The 21,087-nt window shown below is 70.5% G+C and carries 17 protein-coding genes and 1 tRNA gene; 3 read left to right on the plus strand and 15 right to left on the minus strand.

The genetic code is table 11. The features are described 5' to 3' along the window. Window positions 1–91: 91 nt before the first annotated feature. The 7 genes from BG452_RS38250 to BG452_RS38280 form a co-directional block, all read right to left on the minus strand. Window positions 92–1,027, minus strand: coding sequence for an AraC family transcriptional regulator (locus tag BG452_RS38250; RefSeq protein ID WP_188308941.1), 936 nt, complete (start codon window positions 1,025–1,027; stop codon window positions 92–94). 32 nt (window positions 1,028–1,059) lie between these two features. Further along, window positions 1,060–1,986, minus strand: coding sequence for an NADP-dependent oxidoreductase (locus BG452_RS38255; RefSeq protein ID WP_188308942.1), 927 nt, complete (start codon window positions 1,984–1,986; stop codon window positions 1,060–1,062). A gap of 138 nt (window positions 1,987–2,124) precedes the next feature. Beyond that, on the minus strand, window positions 2,125–2,457 hold the full coding sequence (locus tag BG452_RS38260; protein ID WP_188308943.1) for a Uma2 family endonuclease: 333 nt from the start codon (window positions 2,455–2,457) through the stop codon (window positions 2,125–2,127). Window positions 2,458–2,531: 74 nt separating this feature from the next. Next, window positions 2,532–4,367 carry a bifunctional metallophosphatase/5'-nucleotidase gene (locus BG452_RS38265; protein WP_188308944.1) on the minus strand — a complete coding sequence of 612 codons (1,836 nt, stop codon included), beginning with the start codon at window positions 4,365–4,367 and terminating at the stop codon, window positions 2,532–2,534. A gap of 268 nt (window positions 4,368–4,635) precedes the next feature. Next, entirely contained in the window at window positions 4,636–5,211 is a 576-nt protein-coding gene (locus tag BG452_RS38270; RefSeq protein WP_188308945.1) for a hypothetical protein, read from the minus strand. Beyond that, window positions 5,198–6,853: a VWA domain-containing protein gene (locus BG452_RS38275; protein WP_188308946.1), complete on the minus strand. Its 1,656-nt coding sequence runs from the start codon at window positions 6,851–6,853 to the stop codon at window positions 5,198–5,200. Before BG452_RS38275 ends, BG452_RS38270 begins: the two co-directional genes overlap by 14 nt. Continuing rightward, a complete protein-coding gene (locus tag BG452_RS38280) occupies window positions 6,850–7,944 on the minus strand; it encodes a substrate-binding domain-containing protein (protein WP_188308947.1) in 1,095 nt (364 codons plus the stop codon). Before BG452_RS38280 ends, BG452_RS38275 begins: the two co-directional genes overlap by 4 nt. Window positions 7,945–8,227: 283 nt before the next feature. On the opposite strand from BG452_RS38280, the gene pyk reads away from it, so the two are divergent. Further along, on the plus strand, window positions 8,228–9,658 hold the full coding sequence (gene pyk / locus BG452_RS38285) for a pyruvate kinase (protein ID WP_188308948.1): 1,431 nt from the start codon (window positions 8,228–8,230) through the stop codon (window positions 9,656–9,658). Between the two features lie 47 nt (window positions 9,659–9,705). Here pyk and BG452_RS38290 read toward each other — a convergent pair whose 3' ends face one another. Next, entirely contained in the window at window positions 9,706–10,125 is a 420-nt protein-coding gene (locus tag BG452_RS38290; RefSeq protein ID WP_188308949.1) for a helix-turn-helix domain-containing protein, read from the minus strand. Between the two features lie 119 nt (window positions 10,126–10,244). Further along, window positions 10,245–10,317 (minus strand) — tRNA-Leu (locus BG452_RS38295). A gap of 100 nt (window positions 10,318–10,417) precedes the next feature. On the opposite strand from BG452_RS38295, the gene BG452_RS38300 reads away from it, so the two are divergent. Further along, on the plus strand, window positions 10,418–11,077 hold the full coding sequence (locus BG452_RS38300; protein WP_188308950.1) for an ANTAR domain-containing response regulator: 660 nt from the start codon (window positions 10,418–10,420) through the stop codon (window positions 11,075–11,077). A gap of 54 nt (window positions 11,078–11,131) precedes the next feature. Here BG452_RS38300 and BG452_RS38305 read toward each other — a convergent pair whose 3' ends face one another. The 6 genes from BG452_RS38305 to BG452_RS38330 form a co-directional block, all read right to left on the minus strand. Then, the gene (locus BG452_RS38305; RefSeq protein ID WP_188308951.1) at window positions 11,132–11,848 is read right to left on the minus strand and encodes an ABC transporter ATP-binding protein; all 717 of its coding nucleotides are present in this window, start codon (window positions 11,846–11,848) and stop codon (window positions 11,132–11,134) included. Next, a complete protein-coding gene (locus BG452_RS38310) occupies window positions 11,845–12,663 on the minus strand; it encodes an ABC transporter ATP-binding protein (RefSeq protein ID WP_188308960.1) in 819 nt (272 codons plus the stop codon). Before BG452_RS38310 ends, BG452_RS38305 begins: the two co-directional genes overlap by 4 nt. Window positions 12,664–12,671: 8 nt before the next feature. Next, window positions 12,672–14,603, minus strand: coding sequence for a branched-chain amino acid ABC transporter permease (locus tag BG452_RS38315; protein WP_223243354.1), 1,932 nt, complete (start codon window positions 14,601–14,603; stop codon window positions 12,672–12,674). 5 nt (window positions 14,604–14,608) lie between these two features. Continuing rightward, complete coding sequence (locus tag BG452_RS38320) at window positions 14,609–15,538, minus strand: branched-chain amino acid ABC transporter permease (protein WP_188308952.1); 930 nt, start codon at window positions 15,536–15,538, stop codon at window positions 14,609–14,611. Between the two features lie 232 nt (window positions 15,539–15,770). After that, window positions 15,771–17,012, minus strand: coding sequence for a branched-chain amino acid ABC transporter substrate-binding protein (locus tag BG452_RS38325; RefSeq protein WP_188308953.1), 1,242 nt, complete (start codon window positions 17,010–17,012; stop codon window positions 15,771–15,773). Window positions 17,013–17,592: 580 nt separating this feature from the next. Beyond that, window positions 17,593–18,090 carry a PaaI family thioesterase gene (locus tag BG452_RS38330; RefSeq protein ID WP_223243350.1) on the minus strand — a complete coding sequence of 166 codons (498 nt, stop codon included), beginning with the start codon at window positions 18,088–18,090 and terminating at the stop codon, window positions 17,593–17,595. A gap of 236 nt (window positions 18,091–18,326) precedes the next feature. Between BG452_RS38330 and polA the strand changes: the two genes are divergently transcribed. Continuing rightward, on the plus strand, window positions 18,327–21,026 hold the full coding sequence (gene polA, locus BG452_RS38335) for a DNA polymerase I (protein WP_188308963.1): 2,700 nt from the start codon (window positions 18,327–18,329) through the stop codon (window positions 21,024–21,026). The last annotated feature ends 61 nt before the right edge of the window (window positions 21,027–21,087 follow it).

Here is a 21,087-nt window from a genome sequence, read left to right on the forward strand (position 1 = left end):
GACCTCGCCGTCCAGGTCCTGTGCCGTCCAGGCTCTGCGTCGGTCAGGCTCTTCGTCGTTCAGGCGCTCTGCCGTTCAGGCCCTTCGCGGATCACGCGGCGCGGGCCTCCCGGCGGTAGCCGCCGGGGGCCAGGCCGAACTCCCGCTTGAACGCCTTCGCGAAGGCGTACTCCGAGCCGTACCCGGTCCGCGCGGCCACCGTCGTCAGCGGTGCCTCCGACTCGCGCAGCAGTTGGGCGGCGGTGGTCATCCGCCAGCGCGTCAGGTACGCCATCGGCGGCTCGCCCACCATCGAGGTGAAGCGGCGGGCGAAGGCGGCCCGGGACAGGCCCGCCCGGTCCGCCAGGGACTCCACCGTCCACGGGGTGGCCGGGGCCTCGTGGATGGCGTTCAGGGCGGGGGCGACGGCGGTGTCCCGCAGCGCCGCCGCCCAGCCGGCGCCGGCCGCGGCGGGCTGGTCCTCGAACCAGGCCCGCAGGATGTACAGCAGCAGCGAGTCGATCAGTGCCGGGACGATCCCGGTCGAGCCGATCCGCGGGTTCTCCAGCTCGGCGCCCAACAGCTGGACGGCGGCCGCCAGTTCGGGGTGGCGGCCGTGTCGGGTCGGCAGGTGGATCAGGGTCGGCAGCTGGCGCACCACCGGGTGCGGACGGGCCTGGTCCAGGTGGTAGTTGCCGCACAGCAGACTGGTGCGGGCGCCGCCCCCGCCGATCGACAGGGTGCCGATCGGCGTACTCTCCTCGACCCGGCAGGCCGAGGCGTCCACCGGCGGGGTGTCCGGGCTGTCGGCCAGGACGTGGCCGTGGGCGTCCCGCAGGAAGATGACGTCCCCCGGGCTGAGCGGGACGGGCCCGCCGCCGATCGCCGGGTCGACCGGCACCAGCCAGCAGGTGCCGTACAGCACCACGTGGAAGCCCGCCCCGGCCACCGGGGGCAGTCGCAGGGCCCACGGCGCCCGGCCGTCGGTGCGGACGGACGCGGGGCGCGCCGTACGCATCGAGGCCAGCGCCTCGGTCAGGATGTCCATCGCCCGCCCCCTGCGGCCTCGTCGCTCACTTGTCACTCAACGGTCAGCACGACCTTGCCCTGGACGGTACCCGAGCCGACCAGCTCGTGGGCCCGGCCGGCCTCGGCCAGTGGGAACACCTCGGCGACGTACGGGCGGATCCGGCCCTCGTCCACCAGCGCGGCGATCGCCTCCAACGCGGCGTAGTCCGGCTCCACGGAGACGCCCGCGAACGTCCGGCCGGCGGCCTCGATCCCGGCGGCCAGCTCCTGGTTCCAGTGCTCCATGATGCTGACCAGGGTGCCGCCCGGCTTGAGCACCTCCAGGGCGCGGGTGCCCTCGGAGGACGAGTCGAAGACGATGTCGACGTCCTTGACGGCCTCGGTGTAGTCGGTGGTCCGGTAGTCGATCACCTCGTCGGCGCCGATCTCCCGGAGGAAGGCGTGCTTGGGCTCGCTCGCCAGCGCGATCACGTACGCGCCACGGGCCTTGGCGATCTGCACCGCGAGGTGGCCGACCCCGCCCGCCGCGCGGTGGACCAGCACCCGGTCGCCCTCGCCGACCTTCGCCAGGTCCACCAGGCCCTGCCAGGCGGTCAGTGCGGCCAGCGGCAGCGCGGCGGCCTGGGTGTGGTCCAAGGAGGCGGGCTTGCGGGCCAGTTGGCGGGACGGCGCGGCCACGTACTCGGCGTAGGCGCCGGCCGCGCGCGGGAAGAACGGCATCCCGTACACCTCCTCGCCCACCCGGTACCGGGCCCCCGGGCCGACCTGCTCGACCACCCCGGAGACGTCCCAGCCCACCGTGAACGGCGGCTCGCCCAGCAGCGGGAACGTCCCCGCCCGCACCGCCAGGTCCACCGGGTTCACTCCGGCCGCCCTCACCCGCACCAGCACCTCGCCGCTCAACGGCGTCGGCCGCTCCACCTCGGCCGGCCGCAGGACCTCGGGGCCGCCGAACTCCTGCTGCACGATCGCACGCATCGAACTCTCCCTCATCCGGTTCATCACCGGCCCCCCGTGGGGCCGTTCTCGATGTGCTCAACAGTAGGGAGATCGGAAGAGCGGATGAATATCCTCAAGTCTTCGCCGGATGTCCGATCGTCTCGTGGGGCGAGCGGATCAGGCGGGGTAGCGGACCAGGCCGCCGGTGGCGAGCTCGAAGTCGAAGGGGGCCGGGATGGGGACGCGGTCGCCGAACTTGCCGTGCCAGTGCTGGTGGTAGCCGCCGTCGGAGAGATCCGAGTAGAGGGTGATGTCGCCCTCGCGCGGGTCGATCAGGAGGTAGAGCGGGATGCCCATCAGTGGGTAGTCGCGGACCTTGCCGACCAAGTCGTTCTCAGGGTTCGGGATCCCGTCGCCGGAGATCTCGATCTTCCACCCGGCCGGAGGCGTCAGGCTCTGCGCGTACTCGAGCAGTCGAGCGTGACGCTCGGGAGTCTGGAACTCGCTCATGGCTCCAGTCTTCCGCCGGGAACGGCACGAAGGCCGTCTGCGCGGGGGCAGACGGCCTTCGTGGAAAGGCGCGGCTAGAACAGCGGCTGGCCGGCGCGGACGAGGCGCCAGGAGTCGGTGAAGAAGTCGGCGGGGTCGATGGTGCCCTTGGCCTTGACCCAGGCGATCATGGTGTTGCGGATCTCGTCGGAGTTCGTCCAGACCGCCTTGGCGTTGGCGACGTGCGGGAAGTTGCCGCCGCCGTTGGCGCGGTAGTTGTTGACCGCGAGGACGAACTGGGCGTTCGGGTCGATCGGCTTGCCCTGGAAGCTGAGGTTGACGATCCGGCTGCCCTTGGGCTGGGCGACGTCGATGTCGTAGCTCAGGCCGTAGATCGAGTCGTAGTTGTAGTCCGGGGTGTCCTCGGCGTTGGTCAGGGTGTCCTTGTTCACCGGGGCGCCCACGGCGAGCTGGTTGTAGTACTTGACCGAGAACTCCAGGTAGTCCTTGAGCTGGGCGCCCGTCAGGATCCGGGCCTCCAGGGTGTTCTCGTAGATGTACAGGCCGGCCGCGTCGCGCAGCTTGACCTGGCCGGCCGGGATCAGCGCGGTGCGGTTGAACGGGGCGGCCTGGGCCAGGACCGGGAGGTTGGCGTACTGTCCGCCCGCCAGCGCGGTCTTCACGGCGTCGGCCTGGACCTTGCCGATCAGGTCGATGATCGGGGTGGCCTTGAACCGGGCGTCGGCGATCGACAGCTCGATCTTGCTGGTGCCGATGTTCTGGTTGACGTACGCCACGACCTTCTTGTGCTGGCCGACGATGGCGTCGCTGATCTCCGGGTTCTCCGGCACGGTGTTGGAGTTCAGCACCCGGGAGGAGACCGAGGCGACCTTCCAGTGGCCGCCGACGAACTCGACCTCGAAGTCGAAGCAGCTCAGGCGCTGGCCCCAGCACAGCGGCTCGGAGAGCACGACCGTCTTGCCGGTCTTCTTGTTGACGATGAGGCGCTGCGCGACCTCCTTGTGGGTGTGACCCACCAGCACCGCGTCGATGTCCGGCACGGTCGCGGCCATCTCGCCGGAGGCGTCCTCGGGCCAGGGCAGCTGGTCGCCGTAGGTGGTGGCCTCGTCGATGCCGGAGTGGGCGGAGACCACGATGACGTCCGCGCCCGCGGCCTTCATCCGGGGCACGTACTTGGCGGCGGTCTCGACGATGCCCGGGAAGACCATCTGGCCGGCGACGTTGGCCTTGTCCCAGATCGCGATGCCCGGGTTGGTGAGGCCGAGGATGCCGACCTTGATCGGGGTGTCCTCGTCCAGCCACACCTCCTTGATCACGTACGGCGTGAAGGCCGGCTTCTCGTTCTTCGCGTGCAGCGCGTTGGCGCCCAGCAGCGGGAACTCCAGCTGGTCCTCGAAGGCCTTCACGGTGGGGATGCCGTAGTTGAACTCGTGGTTGCCGAGCGCGGCGGCGTCGTAGCCCATGAGGTTCATGGCGACGGCCATCGGGTGGTCCGGCACGTTGTCGCCGTCGGTGGCGATCGGCTCGATCCGGGCGTAGAAGTAGGTCAGCTGGGTGCCCTGGATGATGTCGCCGGAGTCGATCAGCAGGCAGCGGTCCCAGCCCTTGTCCTCGCGGACCTGGTTGGCCAGGGTGGAGATCTTGGCGAGGCCGACCGCGTTGTGGGCCTTGTCGACGTACTCGGCGTCGGTGAAGTAGTCCCAGTTGAGCACCCGGCCGTGCAGGTCGGTGGTGCCCATGACGGTGAAGGCCTGGCGGCGGGGCTGGTGCTTGGCGCCCTTGGCGGCCGCCGTGTCCGGCTCGGCGGCCACGGCGGCGGGGGCGGCGGCGACGACGGCTCCGCCGGCCAGGGCGGCACCGGCGGCGGTGGCGGCGGACCGGGTGACGAAGTCACGGCGGTTCAGCGGCATGGACGACTCTCCCGAGTGGGGAACGACGGCGGATGGGCCGTCAACTTGTGTGCAGATGAGGTGCGTGGCGCGTCCGCTGATGCGGTGACGCGCGTAGAAGGACGCGCGTAGAAGTGTGCCGTGCGGGCCGGGCCGCTGGATAGCCCTCCGACGTTTCCAACAGGTGAGATCTTGGCGACTCGTTCGTGACCGAGGCGGGGGAGAAAGGGGTGGTAAGGGGGCGGGACGGTTGATTTCCGGCCGTCCCGCCGGGTGCTCGGTGGGACGTTCAGTCGAGTTCGGCGGAGAGCTGCTTCACCTCGCGGCCCAGCTCGGCCGCCGGGTCCGGTGCGTCCGGGCCCGCCCAGGGCAGCCAGGTGCGGGCCCGGAGGTAGCCGTCCACCGCGACCGGCAGGCGGTGCCGGACGATCGCCTCGGCGGCCGGGCCGGGGCCGGCCTCGCGCAGCGCCGCCAGCAGGGCGTCCACGCCGGCGGAGGCGGGGAGCGGGACGGTGCCCAGGTAGGCGGCGAGTGCGGCCAGGTCGGGGTCGGGGCGCTTCGGAGCCGGTTCCGGTTTCGGTTCCGGTTCCGGTTTCGGCTGTTCGGGTTGGCCCGGGGCCCCGGTTCCCGCTCCCGTTCCCGTCCGCGTTCCCGGCTTCGGCTCCGGCTCCGGCTCCGGCGGCGGGTCCGGCGTCAGCAGTGCGCCGGCGCCGTACAGCCCCGCCACCACTCCCGGCCACCAGGACCCGCCCAGCCCGGCGAAGTGCAGCCCCAGTCCGATGGCGCCGCCCCCGCAGCCGACCAGGTTCCGGGTCGACTCCAGGTAGCGCAGCAGCCGCCGGCCGTACCCGTCACTGGTAGCCACGGATCTCCTCGAACACGCCGTCCAGCGAGCCGCCGCCGTCGAACAGCTTGCCGCCGCTCACGTCCGCGATGCCCTGCAGCTGGCTCACCGCCGCCTCGCCGAACTTGATCGGGAACACCGGGATCGTCTTCTCCGCCGACGGCAGCCCGTCGTGGAAGCGCTTGAAGTCGGCGTCGGTCGGGCCCTCGTTGCTCTCCCCGTCGGTCATCAGCACGATCGAGGTGAAGCGGTCGTCACCGGCCGCCTTCTGCTGGTCCTCGATCACCCGGTACGCCTGCTCCAGCGAGCCGTACAGCGCCGTGCCGCCCTCGGCCCGCAGGGACTGGACGTCGGAGTTGATCGACGCCAGCTCCGCCTCCGGGCCCGGCTGGCTGCCCGAGGCCGGGACGACGTGGGTCTTCGTCCACTTCACCTGCGAGGCGAAGGAGATCAGCGTGACCTGCTCGCGGTCCCGGAACCGGCGCAGCCCGCGGGTGTCGTCGGCGCCGGTCAGCCGGCCCAGCGCCGTCTTCAGCGAGTTCAGCCGGCTGCCGTCCATCGAGCCCGAGGTGTCCAGCACGTACACCGTCCGGGACGGGCGGCGCAGTTCGTTCTGGTACGAGGCCAGCAGGCCGTCCGCCACCGCCCTGGTCCCCGGGGACGGCAGCTCGCGCCGGCGGTCGGTGGGCAGGCCCGCGGCCGGGGCCACGCCCGCCGTCACCGGGCGGCGCAGCGTCAGCTCGGAGATGCGTTTCTGCACGTCCTCCTTCAGCAGGTAGCCGGCCAGCCGCTGGAAGGAGTCGCGTTCGCTCGGCCGTGCCGAGGACAGCAACGACAGCGGGTAGTCCGCCGACACCACGCCGTCCACCGGGCGCACCACCGTCAGCCGCTGCTCCGGCGGCAGGGTCCTGTTCAGCGACAGCAGCACCGACTCGTAGTTCACCAGGGCGCCGACCTTGCCCGGCTCGGCCCGGGTGTACGCCTGCGCCAGCCAGCCGGAGGAGCCGGAGGTCAGCTTCTGGCCGGTGAAGAACTGCTTCAGCTGCGGCGTCGCCTTCTGCACGTCCGCCTCGGTCAGCGCCGCCCCCGCCCCGGAGAACGCCGAGGCCACCGCGACCAGGGTGGAGAAGCCCGAGTTGGAGCGCGAGGGGTCGGACATCCCGTACGACAGCTTCCCGGCCGCGGCCGCGTCGCCGATCTGCGCCCAGGTGACCTTCGAACCATCGCCCCAGCCGAGGTCGTTGAGGACGGAGGACCGCACCCCGACCGCCACCGGGGAGACCATCACCGGGGTCTCCGACAGCACCTTGGACCGGCCGGCCTGGTCGAGCCGCAGGTACTGGTCGGACGGGAACCAGATCGCGTCGTACTTGCCGTCCGCCCGGCCGGTGGAGACGGTGTCGGCGCCGTCCAGGGTGCCGCTGAAGGCGAGCTGCACCGTCACCCCGGTCGCCTTCCGGGCGTCGTCCAGCACCGGTTGGAGGTCCTGGAGTTCACTGCCGGCCAGGACGCGCAGCACCCCCGGGGTGGGGGTGTCGGCGATCGCCCCGGTCGGGTTCGGGCGCGGTGCCGGGGCGGACGAGGAGGTGCAGGCGGAGGCCGCCGCGAGCACGGCCGCCAACCCGGCCGCCGCCCAGCCGCGGTACTTCGTCCGGACGTTCACTGATGGCCCCCCTTGGCCGCGGCGGTCAGTTTGAGCAGGTTGTCCAACGACGGCACGGTCGCCTGCTTCACCTTCGCCGCGTTCAGGTCCTGGGCGAAGACCGGCTGTCTGATGCCCTTCACCTGCGCGGCGAAGGCCTCGCTGCGGGCCTGCGGACGGAAGCCGAACCTGACCTCCAGGTTGCGCAGCGTCTCGTCGTTCTGGAGCAGGCCGGCGAGCTTCCGGCCGTTGTCGGTGCGGGCGACGATGGTGTGGTCCGAGTACGCCGTGGTGTCCGGGTACATCACCACCATGTCCCCGGTGGACTGGCCCTGCACCGCCATCGAGGCGACCTGGGACTCGTAGCCGAAGATCAGCGGATTGCCGACGCCCGCCTGGAAGTCCCGGAACGGCTCGTCACTGCTGCTCTTCTGACCGCCCTGCAGGGCGGTCGCCTGGTGCAGCACCTGCCGGGCGGCGTCGACGCCCGCATCGTCCGAGACCACCAGGTGGTTGTTCAGGATGTACGACAGCAGGGCGACGTACAGGGCGCCCGAGGAGGAGCTCTCCGGGTCGGTGGTGGTGACGAACAGCGGGCCGGCCAGCTCGCCGTGGCCCTGGGTGTCCTTGAGGTCCTGCCATTTGCGGTTCTGCTTCAGGGCGTTGACGTACTCGTCCATCCTGAACGTCCAGACGTCCGAACCGTCCTTCGTGGCCAGGTCGTTCGTCCTGAGGATGTTCGCCACGTCCGCGTGGGTGACGATCACCAGCGGCGAGTAGAACGGCACCAGCGGCGAGTCCTGCTGCCCCCAGTTGCGCTGGATCTCACGGGCCGGCGCGGTGCTCGCCGGGAACGCGAAGTCCAGGCCGGAACTACTCTTCGCCTGCTCGCTCATCGTCCACGAGCCGGTGGAGTCGGCGTGCACCTCCAGGCCCTGCTTCGCCAACTCCTCCTTCACCTCAGGGCTTTCGAAGAACGCCCGCTTCTCCGAACCGATCAGCCCGGTGACCGTGACCGTCTTCCGGTCCGGCTCGTCGTCCGGGACCAGCGCGTACGTCACCCCGCCCAGCAGGGCCAGGGCCGCGAGTACCCCCAGAGCGCGTCGTCTCATCGCGAGCGCCTCCCCCTCGTCGCTGCGTCACCCCCGGGTGCGTCACCCGGGGGTGACGAGCGTCCCGCCGGGGAGGGAGCACGGACGGAAGGCACGGTGAACCAGGGGTGAACACCGCTTCACGGAATCGCATCGGCCGGGGATCCCGTACGTGCCGCCGGAACGACCCTCGCACACCGGTCCGAGGATGCGTCAGATTGTTCAACTCGCCTTACGACAAAGGTCATCCCGCAGCCCGGACCCGCGTCGTGGTTACGCGCCGGTAATGCCTACCCTCAGCAGTATGCGCCGAGCAAAAATCGTCTGCACCCTCGGGCCTGCCACCGACTCGTACGACCAGATCAAGACCCTGGTCGACGCCGGGATGGACGTCGCCCGATTCAACCTCAGCCACGGCACCCACGCCGAGCACGAGGAACGCTACCGTCGCGTCCGCAAGGCCGCCGACGAAACCGGCCGGAGCGTCGGCGTCCTCGCCGACCTTCAAGGCCCGAAGATCCGGCTCGACACCTTCGCCCACGGACCCGTACTCCTTGAACGCGGCGACGAGTTCACCATCTCCACCGACAACGGCGTCGTGGGGGACAAGGACATCTGCGGCACCACCTACGCCGGACTCGCCGGCGACGTCAGCCGCGGCGAACGCATCCTCGTCGACGACGGCCGCGTCACCCTGGAGGTCGTCTCCGTCGACGGAGCCCGGGTGCGATGTCTCGTCATCGAAGGCGGACTCGTCTCCGACCACAAGGGCCTCAACCTCCCCGGCGTCGCCGTCTCCGTCCCCGCGCTCAGCGACAAGGACGTCGCCGACCTGCGCTGGGCGCTGCGCACCGGGGCCGACCTGATCGCGCTCTCCTTCGTCCGCACCGGGCGCGACATCGAGGACGTGCACCGGGTGATGGCCGAGGAAGGACGGTACGCCCCGGTCATCGCCAAGATCGAGAAGCCGCAGGCGGTCGAGAACCTGGACTCCATCGTGGACGCCTTCGACGGCATCATGGTGGCCCGCGGGGACCTGGGCGTGGAGATGCCCCTCGAACAGGTCCCGCTCGTCCAGAAGCGCGCGATCAAACTGGCCAGGCGCAACGCCAAACCGGTCATCGTGGCGACCCAGATGCTCGACTCGATGATCAACGCCTCCCGGCCCACGCGTGCGGAGGCCTCCGACGTCGCCAACGCGGTGCTCGACGGGACGGACGCGGTGATGCTCTCCGGGGAGACCTCGGTCGGCAAGTTCCCGGTCGAGACGGTCAAGACCATGGGCCGGATCATCGAAGCCGCCGAGAACGACATCCTGGCCGCCGGACTGCCCCCGCTCACCACCGGCAGCAAGCCGCGGACCCAGGGCGGCGCCGTCGCCCGCGCGGCCGCCGAGATCGGCGACTTCCTGCACGCCAAGTACCTCGTCGCCTTCACCCAGTCCGGCGACACCGCCCGCCGGCTCACCCGCTACCGCTCACCCATCCCGGTGCTCGCCTTCACCTACGAACCCGCCGTGCGCAGCCAACTCGCCCTCACCTGGGGCGTCGAGACCTTCCTCGGCCCGTTCGCCCCGACCACCGACCAGATGGTCGAACAGGTCGACGCGGCCCTGCTCTCGCTCGGCCGCTGCCAGAAGGGCGACATCGTCGTCATCACCGCCGGCTCACCCCCCGGCCTGGCCGGCTCCACCAACCTCGTCCGCGTCCACCACGTGGGGGCCCTGGACGACTGACGCTCTTCGGGCGGTGCGGCCCTTCCGACGGGAGGGCCGTGCCGCCGTCAGTGCTTGGGGCCGATGTGGGCGTCCATCAGGGCGACGGAGTCCTTGCGGGCGATGGAGATGTTGGCCTGGCCGGTGGGGCGGGGGATCGAGGCCTTCCACTGGACGCCGACGGCGTCGAGGGTGGCGGTGAATAGGGCGATGATGTCGGTCGAGGTGTCATCGGGCATCAGGATGTGGCCGTCGCCGAGGTAGAGGCCCAGGAGATACGCGTAGGCAGGGCGGTTCAGCTGGTCGCCGAAGCACTGCGCGCACGTGGAGCGCTTACGGCCGGGGAGCTTGCTGTGCTTGCCGAGGTCCCGGTGCTTCCACCAGGCGACCGTGCCTTGTGGGACACCGAGACGCCGCGCGACCTCGGCGTTGGCAACACCTCGGCGGAGGAGACGGACGGCTTCTTCGCGAATGGATCGAACTGCCATACGGGTGATCTTGGGCACCTTGCGCCGAACGCGTGGCCGAACGGGGTTGTTCTCACCCGAACTAATGAAGATCGCCAAGCGTCAGGCTGGCCTAAGTGACTTTGGAATCGAAGGAAAAGTACCCCGGGTGGGATTCGAACCCACGCTGTATGGTGTTTGAGACCATTGCCTCTTCCGCTGGGCTACCGGGGCGCCCACAGTTTCGAAGGTTGTGGCCCCGACCCTGCGAGTTCAAACATACCGTGTCTAGGTACCCTCGTGCATGCAGTACCCCGCCGGAACTAGGAGCCCCGTGAGCACCGCCGACGAGCAGGCACAGCCGCTTGAGACCGATTCGCCCCAGATCACCCGGATTGTGATCGCCGAGGACGAGGCGCTGATCCGCCTCGACCTGAAGGAGATGCTCGAGGAGGAGGGGTACACCGTCGTCGGGGAAGCGGGGGACGGGGCGACGGCGGTGCGGTTGGTGGAGGAGCTGAAGCCGGATCTGGCGATCTTCGACGTGAAGATGCCGGTGCTGGACGGGCTCTCGGCCGCGGAGCAGATCCACGAGCAGCACCTGGCGCCGGTGCTGATGCTGACGGCGTTCTCGCAGCGGGAGCTGGTGGACCGCGCGCGGGACGCCGGGGCGATGGCGTACATCGTGAAGCCGTTCTCCAAGTCGGACCTGGTGCCGGCGATCGAGATGGCGGTGTCGCGGTACACCGAGATGCGGGAGCTGGAGAAGGAGATCGGGGATCTCACCCAGCGGCTGGAGACCCGGAAGCTGGTGGACCGCGCCAAGGGCGTGCTGCAGACCAAGTTCGGGCTGAACGAGCCGGCCGCGTTCCGGTGGATCCAGAAGACCTCGATGGACCGTCGGATGACGATGGCGGCGGTGGCCGAGGCGGTCATCGAGGAGGGCGAGGCCCAGGACCGCAAGAAGGCCGACGAGGCCGACAAGGCGGAGTAGGGAAGCGATGGGGAAGGGCCCGGCGGATGCCGGGCCCTTCCTGCGTGGGGCGGGTCAGTCCTCGCCGAGGTAGGCCTTGCGGACGGACTCGTCGTGGAGGAGGTCGGCGCCGGTGCCGGAGAGGACGACGCGGCCGGTCTCCATCACGTAGCCGTGGTCGGAGAGGGAGAGCGCGGCCTGGGCGTTCTGCTCGACCAGGAGGATGGTCGTGCCGGAGGCCTTGAGTTCGACGATGGTGGACATGATCTTCTGCATCATCAGCGGGGAGAGGCCCATCGAGGGCTCGTCCAGCATGAGCAGCTTGGGCTGGGACATCAGTGCCCGCCCCATGGCGAGCATCTGCTGTTCGCCGCCGGAGAGGGTGCCGGCCGCCTGCTTGCGGCGTTCGCCGAGGATGGGGAACAGCGAGTACGCCCGTTCCACGTCCGAGGCGATGCCCGCCGTGTCGCTGCGCAGGAAGGCGCCGAGGAGGAGGTTCTCCTCGATGGTCATGCGGGGGAAGATGTGCCGGCCTTCTGGGGAGTGGGCGAGGCCGAGGGCGACGATCTTGTGGGCGGGGACGGTGGAGAGGTCCTGGCCCTCGAAGGTGATCCGGCCGGCGGTGGGCCTGAGGAGGCCGGAGAGGGTGCGCAGGGTGGTGGTCTTGCCGGCGCCGTTGGTGCCGATGAGGGTGGTGACCTCGCCCTGGTTGACGGTGAAGCTGATGCCCTTGACGGCCTCGATCTTGCCGTAGGCGACGCGGAGGTCCTCGACTTCGAGTAGTGCGGTCACTGGTCGGTCTCCGTAACGGTCTCCGGCGCGGCCGGGGTGGTGCTTTCGAGCGGGGCGCCGAGGTAGGCGGTGATGACGCGTTCGTCGTTCTGGACGGTTTCGCGGTCGCCTTCGACGATCTTCTGGCCCTGGACGAGGACGGCGGTGCGGTCGCAGAGGTTGAAGATGAACCGCATGTCGTGCTCGATGACGAGGATGGCGATGCCCTGGTCGCGGATGGCGAAGACGAGTTCCTCGGCGGCGCGGGTCTCCTGGGGGTTCATGCCGGCGGTGGGTTCGTCGAGCAGCAGCAGGCCGGGGTCGGAGGCGAGGGCGCGGGCGATCTCCAGCTTGCGCTGTTCGCCGTAGGGGAGGTTGCGGGCGAGGTGGTCGGCCTTGTCGGCGAGGCCGGTGAAGGCGAGGAGTTCCATGGCCTTCTCGCGGCTCTCGGCCTCGGCGCGGTGGTAGCGGGGGCCGCGGAGGATGGCGGTGAAGATGCCTTCCTTGGTGCGGCTGTGCCGGCCGACGAGGACGTTCTCCAGGACGGTCATGTTGGCGAAGAGCCGGATGTTCTGGAAGGTGCGGGCGATGCCGGCCTGGGTGACCAGGTGGGGCTTGGGCGGCAGTTGGGTGCCGCGGTAGCGGACGGTGCCCTCGGTGGGGACGTACAGGCCGGTGAGGCAGTTGAAGAAGGTGGTCTTGCCGGCGCCGTTGGGGCCGATGAGGCCGATGATCTCGCCCTCGCCGACGGTGAGGGAGACGTCGTTGACGGCGGTGAGGCCGCCGAAGCGCATGGTGACGCCGGTGACGTCGAGCAGTGGCGTTGCGGTGGTCATCTGGTCGGTCACGCCCCTGCCTTGGTGAGTGCGCTCGGTTCGCCGGTGGACTGGGCGGGGACGGTGGCTTCGTGGAACTCCAGCTGCCGGCGCCGGTTGGGGATGAGGCCCTCGGGGCGCACGCGCATCAGGACGATGAGGGCGGCGCCGAAGGCGAGGAGCTGGTAGTCGGAGAGGAATTCGAGCTTCTTCGGGATGAGGAAGAGCAGGGTGGCGCCGGCCAGCGGGCCGCTGATGGTGCCCATGCCGCCGAGGATGACGGCGGCGAGCAGGAAGGCGGAGTTGGGCGGCAGGGCCTCGGCGAAGGTGTACTGGTCGGGGGTGACGGTGTAGCTGACGTGGGCCTGGACGGTGCCGGCCAGGCCGGCCAGGCAGGCGCCGAGGGCGAAGGCGAGCAGCTTGAGCCGGAAGCCGTTGATGCCCATGGCCTCGGCGGCGGTCTCGTCCTCGCGGATGGCGACCCAGGCGCGGCCGATGCGGGAGTTGCCGACCCGGGCGAAGATCAGCACGACCACGGCGGTGACCAGCAGCATCAGCAGGTAGTAGTTGGAGAAGCGGCCGAGTTCGATGCCGCCGATGGTGTGCGGCTTGCCGAGGTTGAAGCCGAGGATCTCCAGGTCGGGGATGCGCGGGATGCCGTTGGAGCCGTTGGTGACGTTGGGGCCGGTGGTGCCGTTGAGGCTCTGCATGGTGATGCGGAAGATCTCGCCGAAGCCGAGGGTGACGATGGCGAGGTAGTCGCCGCGCAGCCGCAGGGTGGGGGCGCCGATCAGCACGCCGAAGACCATGGAGGCGGCGGCGCCGGTGAGCATCGCGGCCCAGAACGGGAACTGGACGTGGATCGGCGAGGCGGGGGAGCCGGAGACCAGGGCGGCCGCGTAGGCGCCGACGCCGAGGAAGGCGACGTACCCGAGGTCGAGCAGGCCGGCCAGGCCGACGACGATGTTGAGGCCGAGGGCGACGGTGGCGAAGATCAGGATGTTGGTGGCGACCGAGGTGTACTGGTCGCCGTTCTGGGTGAACGGGAAGCTCGCGGCGGCGGCGAAGGCGGCGCCGGTGGTGATCGGGCGGTACTTGACGGTCAGTGCGCGCAGTCGGCCCAGCAGGCCGGACCTGGCGAACGCGGCGATGGTGGGGCCGGCGAGCAGCAGGTAGCCGATGAAGAGTTCGCCGTACTCGGTGTCGATGCCGAAGGTGATCGCGTACAGGCCGAGCCCGAAGGCCAGCACGATGAGCAGGACCTCGGCCCAGGACGGGAGTTCGCGCGGCGCGGGCAGCGGGCGGTCGATCTTCCCGAGCCGCAGCCCGCTGTTGGCGAGGTGGCCGAGCTGGAGCAGCAGGACGGCGCCGGCGGCGATGGCGATGGCCCCGGACAGGGCGGTCATCACCGGGGCGACGGGCTGGTCGCCGGGGATGGCGTGGGCGCCGAACCAGCCGATGGGGGCGGCGGGGACGAGCAGGAAGAGCCGCTTGTCGAGGATCCGCAGCGGGACGGCGGTGCGCCGGTCGAGCGGGAGGCCGAGGGCGCCGAGCACGCCGAGCAGGCCGCCGGCGGCGAGCACCCAGCCGCCGGGTTCGAGGTTGGCGAGGCCGCCGAGTTCGACCGAGATGGCGGCGACGGAGTAGGCGGCGACGGCGAGGGCGCCGGTGGCGGCGTACAGGACGGCGTTGTCGCTGCGGCTGGGGGCGGCCCAGCGCAGGCCGGGGACGCCGCGACCGGCGAGCAGCAGGACGAGGGTGACGACGCCGGCGACGATCGCCAGCCACTGGAGGCCGGCCGGGGAGCCGGCGTAGGTGAGGTCGCCGGGGAAGTCGCTGGTCCAGGTCCAGGACATGGCGGCGGAGCCGGCGGTGAGGAGGGCGCCGAGGCCGGTGAGGGCGGTGGCGGCGGTGGCGGGCAGCGGGATGACCGGCGTGGTCTCGGTGCTGGTGGTGGTCATGGTGGTCACGCCCTGTCCGCGACGCGCTCGCCGAGCAGGCCCTGTGGCCGGACGAGGAGCACGAGGATGAGGAGTACGAAGGCCCAGACGTCCTTCCAGGCGCCGCCCCCGAAGAGGTGCATGCCGGGCAGGTGCTGGATGTACGCGGTGGCGAGGGTTTCGGCGAGGCCGAGGGCGAGGCCGCCGAGCATGGCGCCGTAGATGTTGCCGATGCCGCCGAGGACGGCGGCGGTGAAGGCCTTGAGGCCGAGGATGAAGCCCATCCGGAAGTCGATCTGGCCGGTGCGCAGTCCGTAGGCGATGGCGGCGACGGCGGCGAACGCGGCGCCGATGGCGAAGGCCAGGACGATGATGCGGTCGGTGTCGATGCCCATCAGCTTGGCGGTGTCGGGGTCCTGGCTGGTGGCCTGCATGGCGCGGCCGGAGCGGGTGCGGGTGACGAACCAGCCGAGGGCGAGCATGCACAGCGGGGCGGCGATGATCAGGAAGATGTCGCTGCGCTGGATGGTGACGGAGCCGAGGCTGAAGGGGTCGCCGGGGATCTTGGGGAAGACCCGGGCCTTCTTGGCGTCGGGGTAGAAGGAGAAGACGAGTTGCTGGAGGAAGATGGACAGCCCGATCGCGGTGATCAGCGGGGCGAGCCGGGGGGCGTTGCGCAGCGGCCGGTAGGCGAAGCGCTCGGCGGCGACGGCGGTGAGGGTGGAGACCAGGATGCCGGCGACCAGCATGAGGGGTAGGGCCAGCCACAGGGTGGTGCCGCCGGGGAGGGCGAGGTAGGCGGTCAGGGCGCCGAAGCCGCCGACCATGACGATCTCGCCGTGGGCGAAGTTGATGAGCTGGACGATGCCGTAGACCATCGTGTAGCCGATCGCGACGAGTCCGTAGAGGGCGCCGAGGATCAGGCCGTTGGCCAGCTGCTGCGGTAGGTCGTGCACCGCTGGGCCTCCGTAGTGCGTTCGGGGGTGTCCGCGTGGGTGGTGGATGTGGGGGCGCGCGGGGGCACTCGTGGCGCCCCCGCGCGCGTGCTGTGGTGGGTCGGGACCGCGGCTGTGGGATCAGCTGTCGAGGGCGTCGGCCGCTGAACTCGCCGGTCCTGGAGGGCGTCCGCCGTGGAGGGCGTCAGCCGTCGGAGGGGTCAGCCGTGGAGGGCGTCGGCCGTCGGAGGGGTCAGCCGTTGAAGGTGCCGGACTTCTCCACGGCCCACTTGCCGTCCTTGACGGTGTAGACGGTGAGCTGCTTGTTGGTGGTGTCGCCGAACTCGTCGAAGGAGACCTTGCCGGTGACCCCGTCGAAGGAGACCTTCTGGACGGCGTCGCGGACGGTCTTGCGGAGGCCGTCGCCGGTGGGGAGCTTGCCGTTGTTGTCCTTCGCGACGTTCTTGACGGCCTGGATGATGGCCCAGGCGCTGTCGTAGGAGTAGCCGCCGTAGGTCTCGTAGGCGTCCTTGTAGCCGGCGGCCTTGTAGTCGGCGATGTACTTCTTGGCGGTGTCGAGGGACTCGACGGGCAGGCCGACGGCGGTGGCGAAGTCGCCCTGGCTCTTGGGGTTGAGCTTGATGAAGTCGGCGCTCTGGATGCCGTCGCCGCCCATCAGGGGGATGGCGACGCCGGCGTCCTTGAGCTGGAGGGAGAGCGGGCCGGCGGCCGGGTACTCGCCGCCGTAGTAGACGGCGTCGGCGCCGGAGGCCTTGACCTTGGTGACGATGGCGGAGAAGTCGCGGTCGTCCGGGTTGACGTGCTCCTCGCCGGCCAGGGTGCCGCCGAGCTTGGTGAACTCGCCCTTGAAGGTGGAGGCGAGGCCGGCGCCGTAGGTCTTCTGGTCGTCGATCAGGAAGACCTTGGTCTTCTTGGCGTCGTTGTAGAGGAACTGGGCGGCGAAGGGGCCCTGGACGGCGTCGGTGGTGGCGGTGCGGAAGTAGGACTGGAACGGGCGCTTCTTGTCGCCGCTGGCCCACTTCTCGCCCTGGCTGAGGGCGACGCCGGTGTTGGCGGGGGAGATCTCGGTCAGGGCGGCGTCGTCGAAGATCTGCTGCATCGACTGCGCCACGCTGGAGTTGAGCGGGCCGACGACGCCGAGCACCTTGGAGTCGCTGACCAGCTGGGTGGCGTTCTGCTGGCCGGGGGCGGGCTTGGCGGTGTCGTCGAGGGCCTTGACCTCGAACTTGACGCCGGGGACCTCGTTGTTGGCGTTGGCGTTCTTGACGGCGAGGTCGACGGAGTTGCGGATGCCGAGGCCGAGGGCGGAGAGGTCGCCGGTGAGCGGGGCGTCGACGCCGATGACGACGGTGGTGGAGGCGTTGTTGTTGTTGCCGGCGTTGTCGCCGGACTTCCCGCCGCGGGAGCCGCAGGCGGTGAGGCTGAGGGCGCCGATCACGGCAATGCTCACGACAACGGCTGAACGATGACGCACGAGGGTCCCCTTCGGTTCAGGAGGCGCCCGCGCCTGAGTGGCGGGAGCCGGGGTGCGCGGAGGGCCTGGCCCAATCCGGATGGCGCGGTGACTGGCCGTGACTCTAGATGCCGTTGGGCGGCTCGGGCAGTGGTGCGAGCAGGCTGTGATTCTCTTGTTATGAGCACACGGAGCAATTGTCTCAGCATGTGGAAGTTCTGGCTCGACCGATCCTGAACTCCCCTGCGTTTACTTGCTGGTAGGAGGATGTAAGGGCCAGAAATGCGGGTTGCAGCTGGCACGGTCGATAATCGGACACTGTCGTCCGGTGCGCTGCTTTCGACCGTGAACGTCCGCATTTCGGACGCGGAGGGCGCGGCGAAGGGGCTCCGGGGCGCTCTGGGGCGCGGAACCGCCGCTTGCGTGGATTTCCTGCCTGTTACGCAGCGTTACAGGCGCGAGGGGCGTGCCGATCGCACCCGGGCATGTCGACGCCCCCTTGTCCAGACCAACGCCTGCCCAGGGGGGCGGAAGGTCAAACAAGGGGGCGGAAAAGGGACTTGATGTTCCTGTCGGTGAACTGGCCCTATCGGGGCGTCCGTTACAGGTCGCGCAGCATGCAGGTCAGCCGGCAGCTGGTGACCCGCTTGCCGGTGTCGTCGGTGATCGCGATCTCGTACGTGGCGGCCGTACGGCCCTTGAACACCGCCGTCGCCACCCCGGTGACCAGGCCGGAGGTGGCCGAGCGGTGGTGGGTGGCGTTGAGGTCCACGCCCACCGCGTACCGGCCCGGACCGGCGTGCAACATCGCGCCGATCGAGCCGAGCGTCTCGGCCAGCGCCGCCGACGCGCCGCCGTGCAGCAGTCCGTACGGCTGCTGGTTGCCGTCCACCGGCATGGTGCCGACCACGCGGTCGCCGGAGGCCTCGACGATCCGGATGCCGAGCTTCTCGCCGAGGTGGCCGCCGGAGAAGGTCTCCGGGTTCACCCCGAGCTTGGCGAAGTGGTCCAGCACGTCCTGCGGGACCTTCAGGACGGCAGCCTCGTCGGGGGCGGTGCCGGGGGCGGTGGGGGCGGTGTCGGGGGCCGCGTCGGTCATCGGGGGAACTCCTGCCGCTCGGGGGTGTCACGTCGTCGTGCTGCCTGTGATCGTACGACCGTCCTACTCGCTGGTAGCAGGCCCCGCGGGACCGGCGCGGCGCCCCTTTTGTCGGTGCCGGGCCATAGGATCGGGGACCGGTAGTGGAATCGGCAGGAACGGACGTTGACGTGGCTACGCAGAGTACGGACAAGGGCGCGACGGGTGGCGGCGGGGCCGGCCCGCGGCCCCGGCTGATGCTGCTCGACGGGCACTCGATGGCCTACCGGGCCTTCTACGCCCTGCCCGTGGAGAACTTCAACACCTCCACCGGCCAGCCCACCAACGCGGTCTACGGCTTCGCCTCGATGCTCGCCAACACCGTCCGGGACGAACAGCCCACCCACCTCGCCGTCGCCTTCGACCTCTCCCGGCAGACCTTCCGCTCCGCCGAGTTCCCCGACTACAAGGCCAACCGCGCCAAGACGCCGGACGAGTTCCGCAGCCAGATCGGCCTGATCGGCGAACTGCTCGACGCCATGAACATCCCCCGGATGACGGTCGAGGGCTTCGAGGCCGACGACATCATCGCCACCCTGGCCACCGCCGCCGAGGCGGCCGGCTACGACGTCGACATCGTCACCGGCGACCGCGACTCGCTCCAGCTGGTCACCGACCACGTCACCGTGCTCTACCCGACCAAGGGCGTCTCCGAACTCACCCGCTTCACCCCGGAGAAGGTCGCCGAGAAGTACGGCGTCACCCCGCGCCAGTACCCCGACCTCGCGGCCCTGCGCGGCGACCCGTCCGACAACCTGCCCGGCATCCCCGGCGTCGGCGAGAAGACCGCCGCCAAGTGGGTCAACCAGTTCGGCTCCTTCGACGAACTCGTCGCCCGCGCCGACGAGGTGAAGGGCAAGATCGGCGAGAAGCTGCGCGACAACCTCGACTCGGTCAAGCGCAACCGGGTGCTCACCGAGCTGGTCCGCGACGTCGAACTCCCGCTGGGCGTCCCCGACCTGGCCCGCCAGTCCTTCGACAAGGCGGCCGTCGGCACCCTGATGGAGTCGCTGGAGTTCCGCAACGCCAACTTCCGCGACCGGGTCTTCGGCATCGATCCGTCGGACTCGGAGGCCGCCGAGGCCGAACTCGCCCCCGGCGTCGAGGTCGACGGCGAACTGCTCACCGACCCGGGCACGCTCGCCGCCTGGCTGCGCGAGCACGCCGCCGACGGCAAGGCGCCGGTCGCGCTGGCCGCCGTCTACCAGTGGGCCCTCGGTGCCGGTGAGGTCACCGAAGTCGCCCTGGCCGCCGGGGAGTCGGCCGCCTGGTTCGACCCGGCGCTGCTCGCCGAGCAGGACGAGCAGGCCTTCGCCGGCTGGCTCGCCGACCCGGCCGCCCCCAAGGCCCTGCACATCGCCAAGCAGGTCATGCGCGCCTTCGCCGAGCGCGGCTGGACCATCGCCGGAGTCGTCGCCGACACCGCGCTCGCCGCCTACCTGGAGAAGCCCGGCCGCCGCACCTTCACCCTGGAGGTGCTCGCCGAGGAGTACCTGGCCCGCTCCCTCACCCCCGCCGCCCCGGCCGCCGAGAGCGGCCAACTCGCCTTCGACGCCCCCGAGGAGGACGGCGTCGACGCCGAGGCCGCGCGCGCCCAGGCACTCATGCTCCAGGCCCGCGCCGTGCTCGACCTCGCCGCGCTCTTCGACACCCGCCTCGCCGAAGTCGGCGCCGCCGGGCTGCTGCACGACATGGAACTGCCCATCGCCGCCCTGCTCGCCCGGATGGAGCGCTACGGCATCGCCGCCGACCGCGACTGGCTCACCCGGCTCGAAGCCCAGTTCGCCGCCGAGATCCAGCGCTGCGTCGAGGAGGCCCACGCCGCCGCCGGGCGCGAGTTCAACCTCGGCTCGCCCAAGCAGCTCCAGGAGATCCTCTTCGGCGAACTCGCCCTCCCCAAGACCAAGAAGATCAAGACCGGTTACACGACGGATGCCGACGCCCTGACCTGGCTCGCCACCCAGACCGACAACGAACTGCCGGTCATCCTGCTGCGCCACCGCGACCAGGCCAAGCTGCGCACCACCGTCGAAGGCCTGCTCAAGACCGTCTCGCCGCAGGGCCGGATCCACACCACCTTCAACCAGATGGTCGCCGCCACCGGCCGGCTCTCCTCGCAGGACCCCAACCTGCAGAACATCCCGGTCCGGACGGAAGAGGGCCGCGCCATCCGCCGCGCCTTCGTCGTGGGCGCCGGCTACGAGTCGCTGCTCACCGCCGACTACTCGCAGATCGAACTGCGGATCATGGCGCACCTGTCCGAGGACGAGGCCCTGCTCGAGGCCTTCGCCTCCGGCGAGGACCTCCACACCACCGTCGCCTCCCAGGTCTTCGAGGTCCCCGGCGCCGCCGTCGACGCCGAGATGCGGCGCAAGATCAAGGCGATGTCCTACGGCCTCGCCTACGGCCTCTCCGCGTACGGGCTCTCGCAGCAGCTCAACATCAAGCCCGCCGAGGCCCAGGGCCTGATGGACACCTACTTCGAGCGCTTCGGCGGCGTCCGCGACTACCTGCACCGGGTCGTCGAGGAAGCCCGCGCCACCGGCTACACCGAGACCCTGCTCGGCCGCCGCCGCTACCTCCCGGACCTCAACAGCGACAACCGCCAGCGCCGCGAGATGGCCGAGCGGATGGCGCTCAACGCGCCGATCCAGGGCTCGGCCGCCGACATCGTCAAGATCGCCATGCTGCGGGTCGACGACGCGCTGCGCGCCGCCGGGCTCGCCTCCCGGATGCTGCTCCAGGTGCACGACGAAATCGTGCTGGAACTGGCCCCCGGCGAGCGCGAACCGGTCGAGGCGATCGTCCGCGAGCAGATGGCCGGCGCCTACCCGCTGCGCGCCCCGCTGGACGTCTCCGTCGGCGTCGGGGCCGACTGGGAGGCCGCCGCGCACTGACGCGGTGCGCCGCTGACGACGACGGGCTGCTGACGGCGGCGGGCCCGGGCACGTGGGGTGT

It is taken from the genome of Streptomyces sp. CBMA123 (genome assembly GCF_014596465.1).
In the GTDB taxonomy this organism is placed as follows: domain Bacteria; phylum Actinomycetota; class Actinomycetes; order Streptomycetales; family Streptomycetaceae; genus Kitasatospora.

Coding starts and splice junctions, on each gene's coding strand:
- BG452_RS38265 (WP_188308944.1), bottom strand. CDS start 4,367: ATGCCGCTGAACCGCCGTGACTTCGTCACCCGGTCCGCCGCCACCGCC.
- pyk (WP_188308948.1), top strand. CDS start 8,228: ATGCGCCGAGCAAAAATCGTCTGCACCCTCGGGCCTGCCACCGACTCG.
- BG452_RS38315 (WP_223243354.1), bottom strand. CDS start 14,603: ATGACCACCACCAGCACCGAGACCACGCCGGTCATCCCGCTGCCCGCC.
- polA (WP_188308963.1), top strand. CDS start 18,327: ATGCTGCTCGACGGGCACTCGATGGCCTACCGGGCCTTCTACGCCCTG.
- BG452_RS38260 (WP_188308943.1), bottom strand. CDS start 2,457: ATGAGCGAGTTCCAGACTCCCGAGCGTCACGCTCGACTGCTCGAGTAC.
- BG452_RS38280 (WP_188308947.1), bottom strand. CDS start 7,944: ATGAGACGACGCGCTCTGGGGGTACTCGCGGCCCTGGCCCTGCTGGGC.
- BG452_RS38310 (WP_188308960.1), bottom strand. CDS start 12,663: ATGACCACCGCAACGCCACTGCTCGACGTCACCGGCGTCACCATGCGC.
- BG452_RS38290 (WP_188308949.1), bottom strand. CDS start 10,125: ATGGCAGTTCGATCCATTCGCGAAGAAGCCGTCCGTCTCCTCCGCCGA.
- BG452_RS38330 (WP_223243350.1), bottom strand. CDS start 18,090: ATGACCGACGCGGCCCCCGACACCGCCCCCACCGCCCCCGGCACCGCC.
- BG452_RS38250 (WP_188308941.1), bottom strand. CDS start 1,027: ATGGACATCCTGACCGAGGCGCTGGCCTCGATGCGTACGGCGCGCCCC.
- BG452_RS38255 (WP_188308942.1), bottom strand. CDS start 1,986: ATGCGTGCGATCGTGCAGCAGGAGTTCGGCGGCCCCGAGGTCCTGCGG.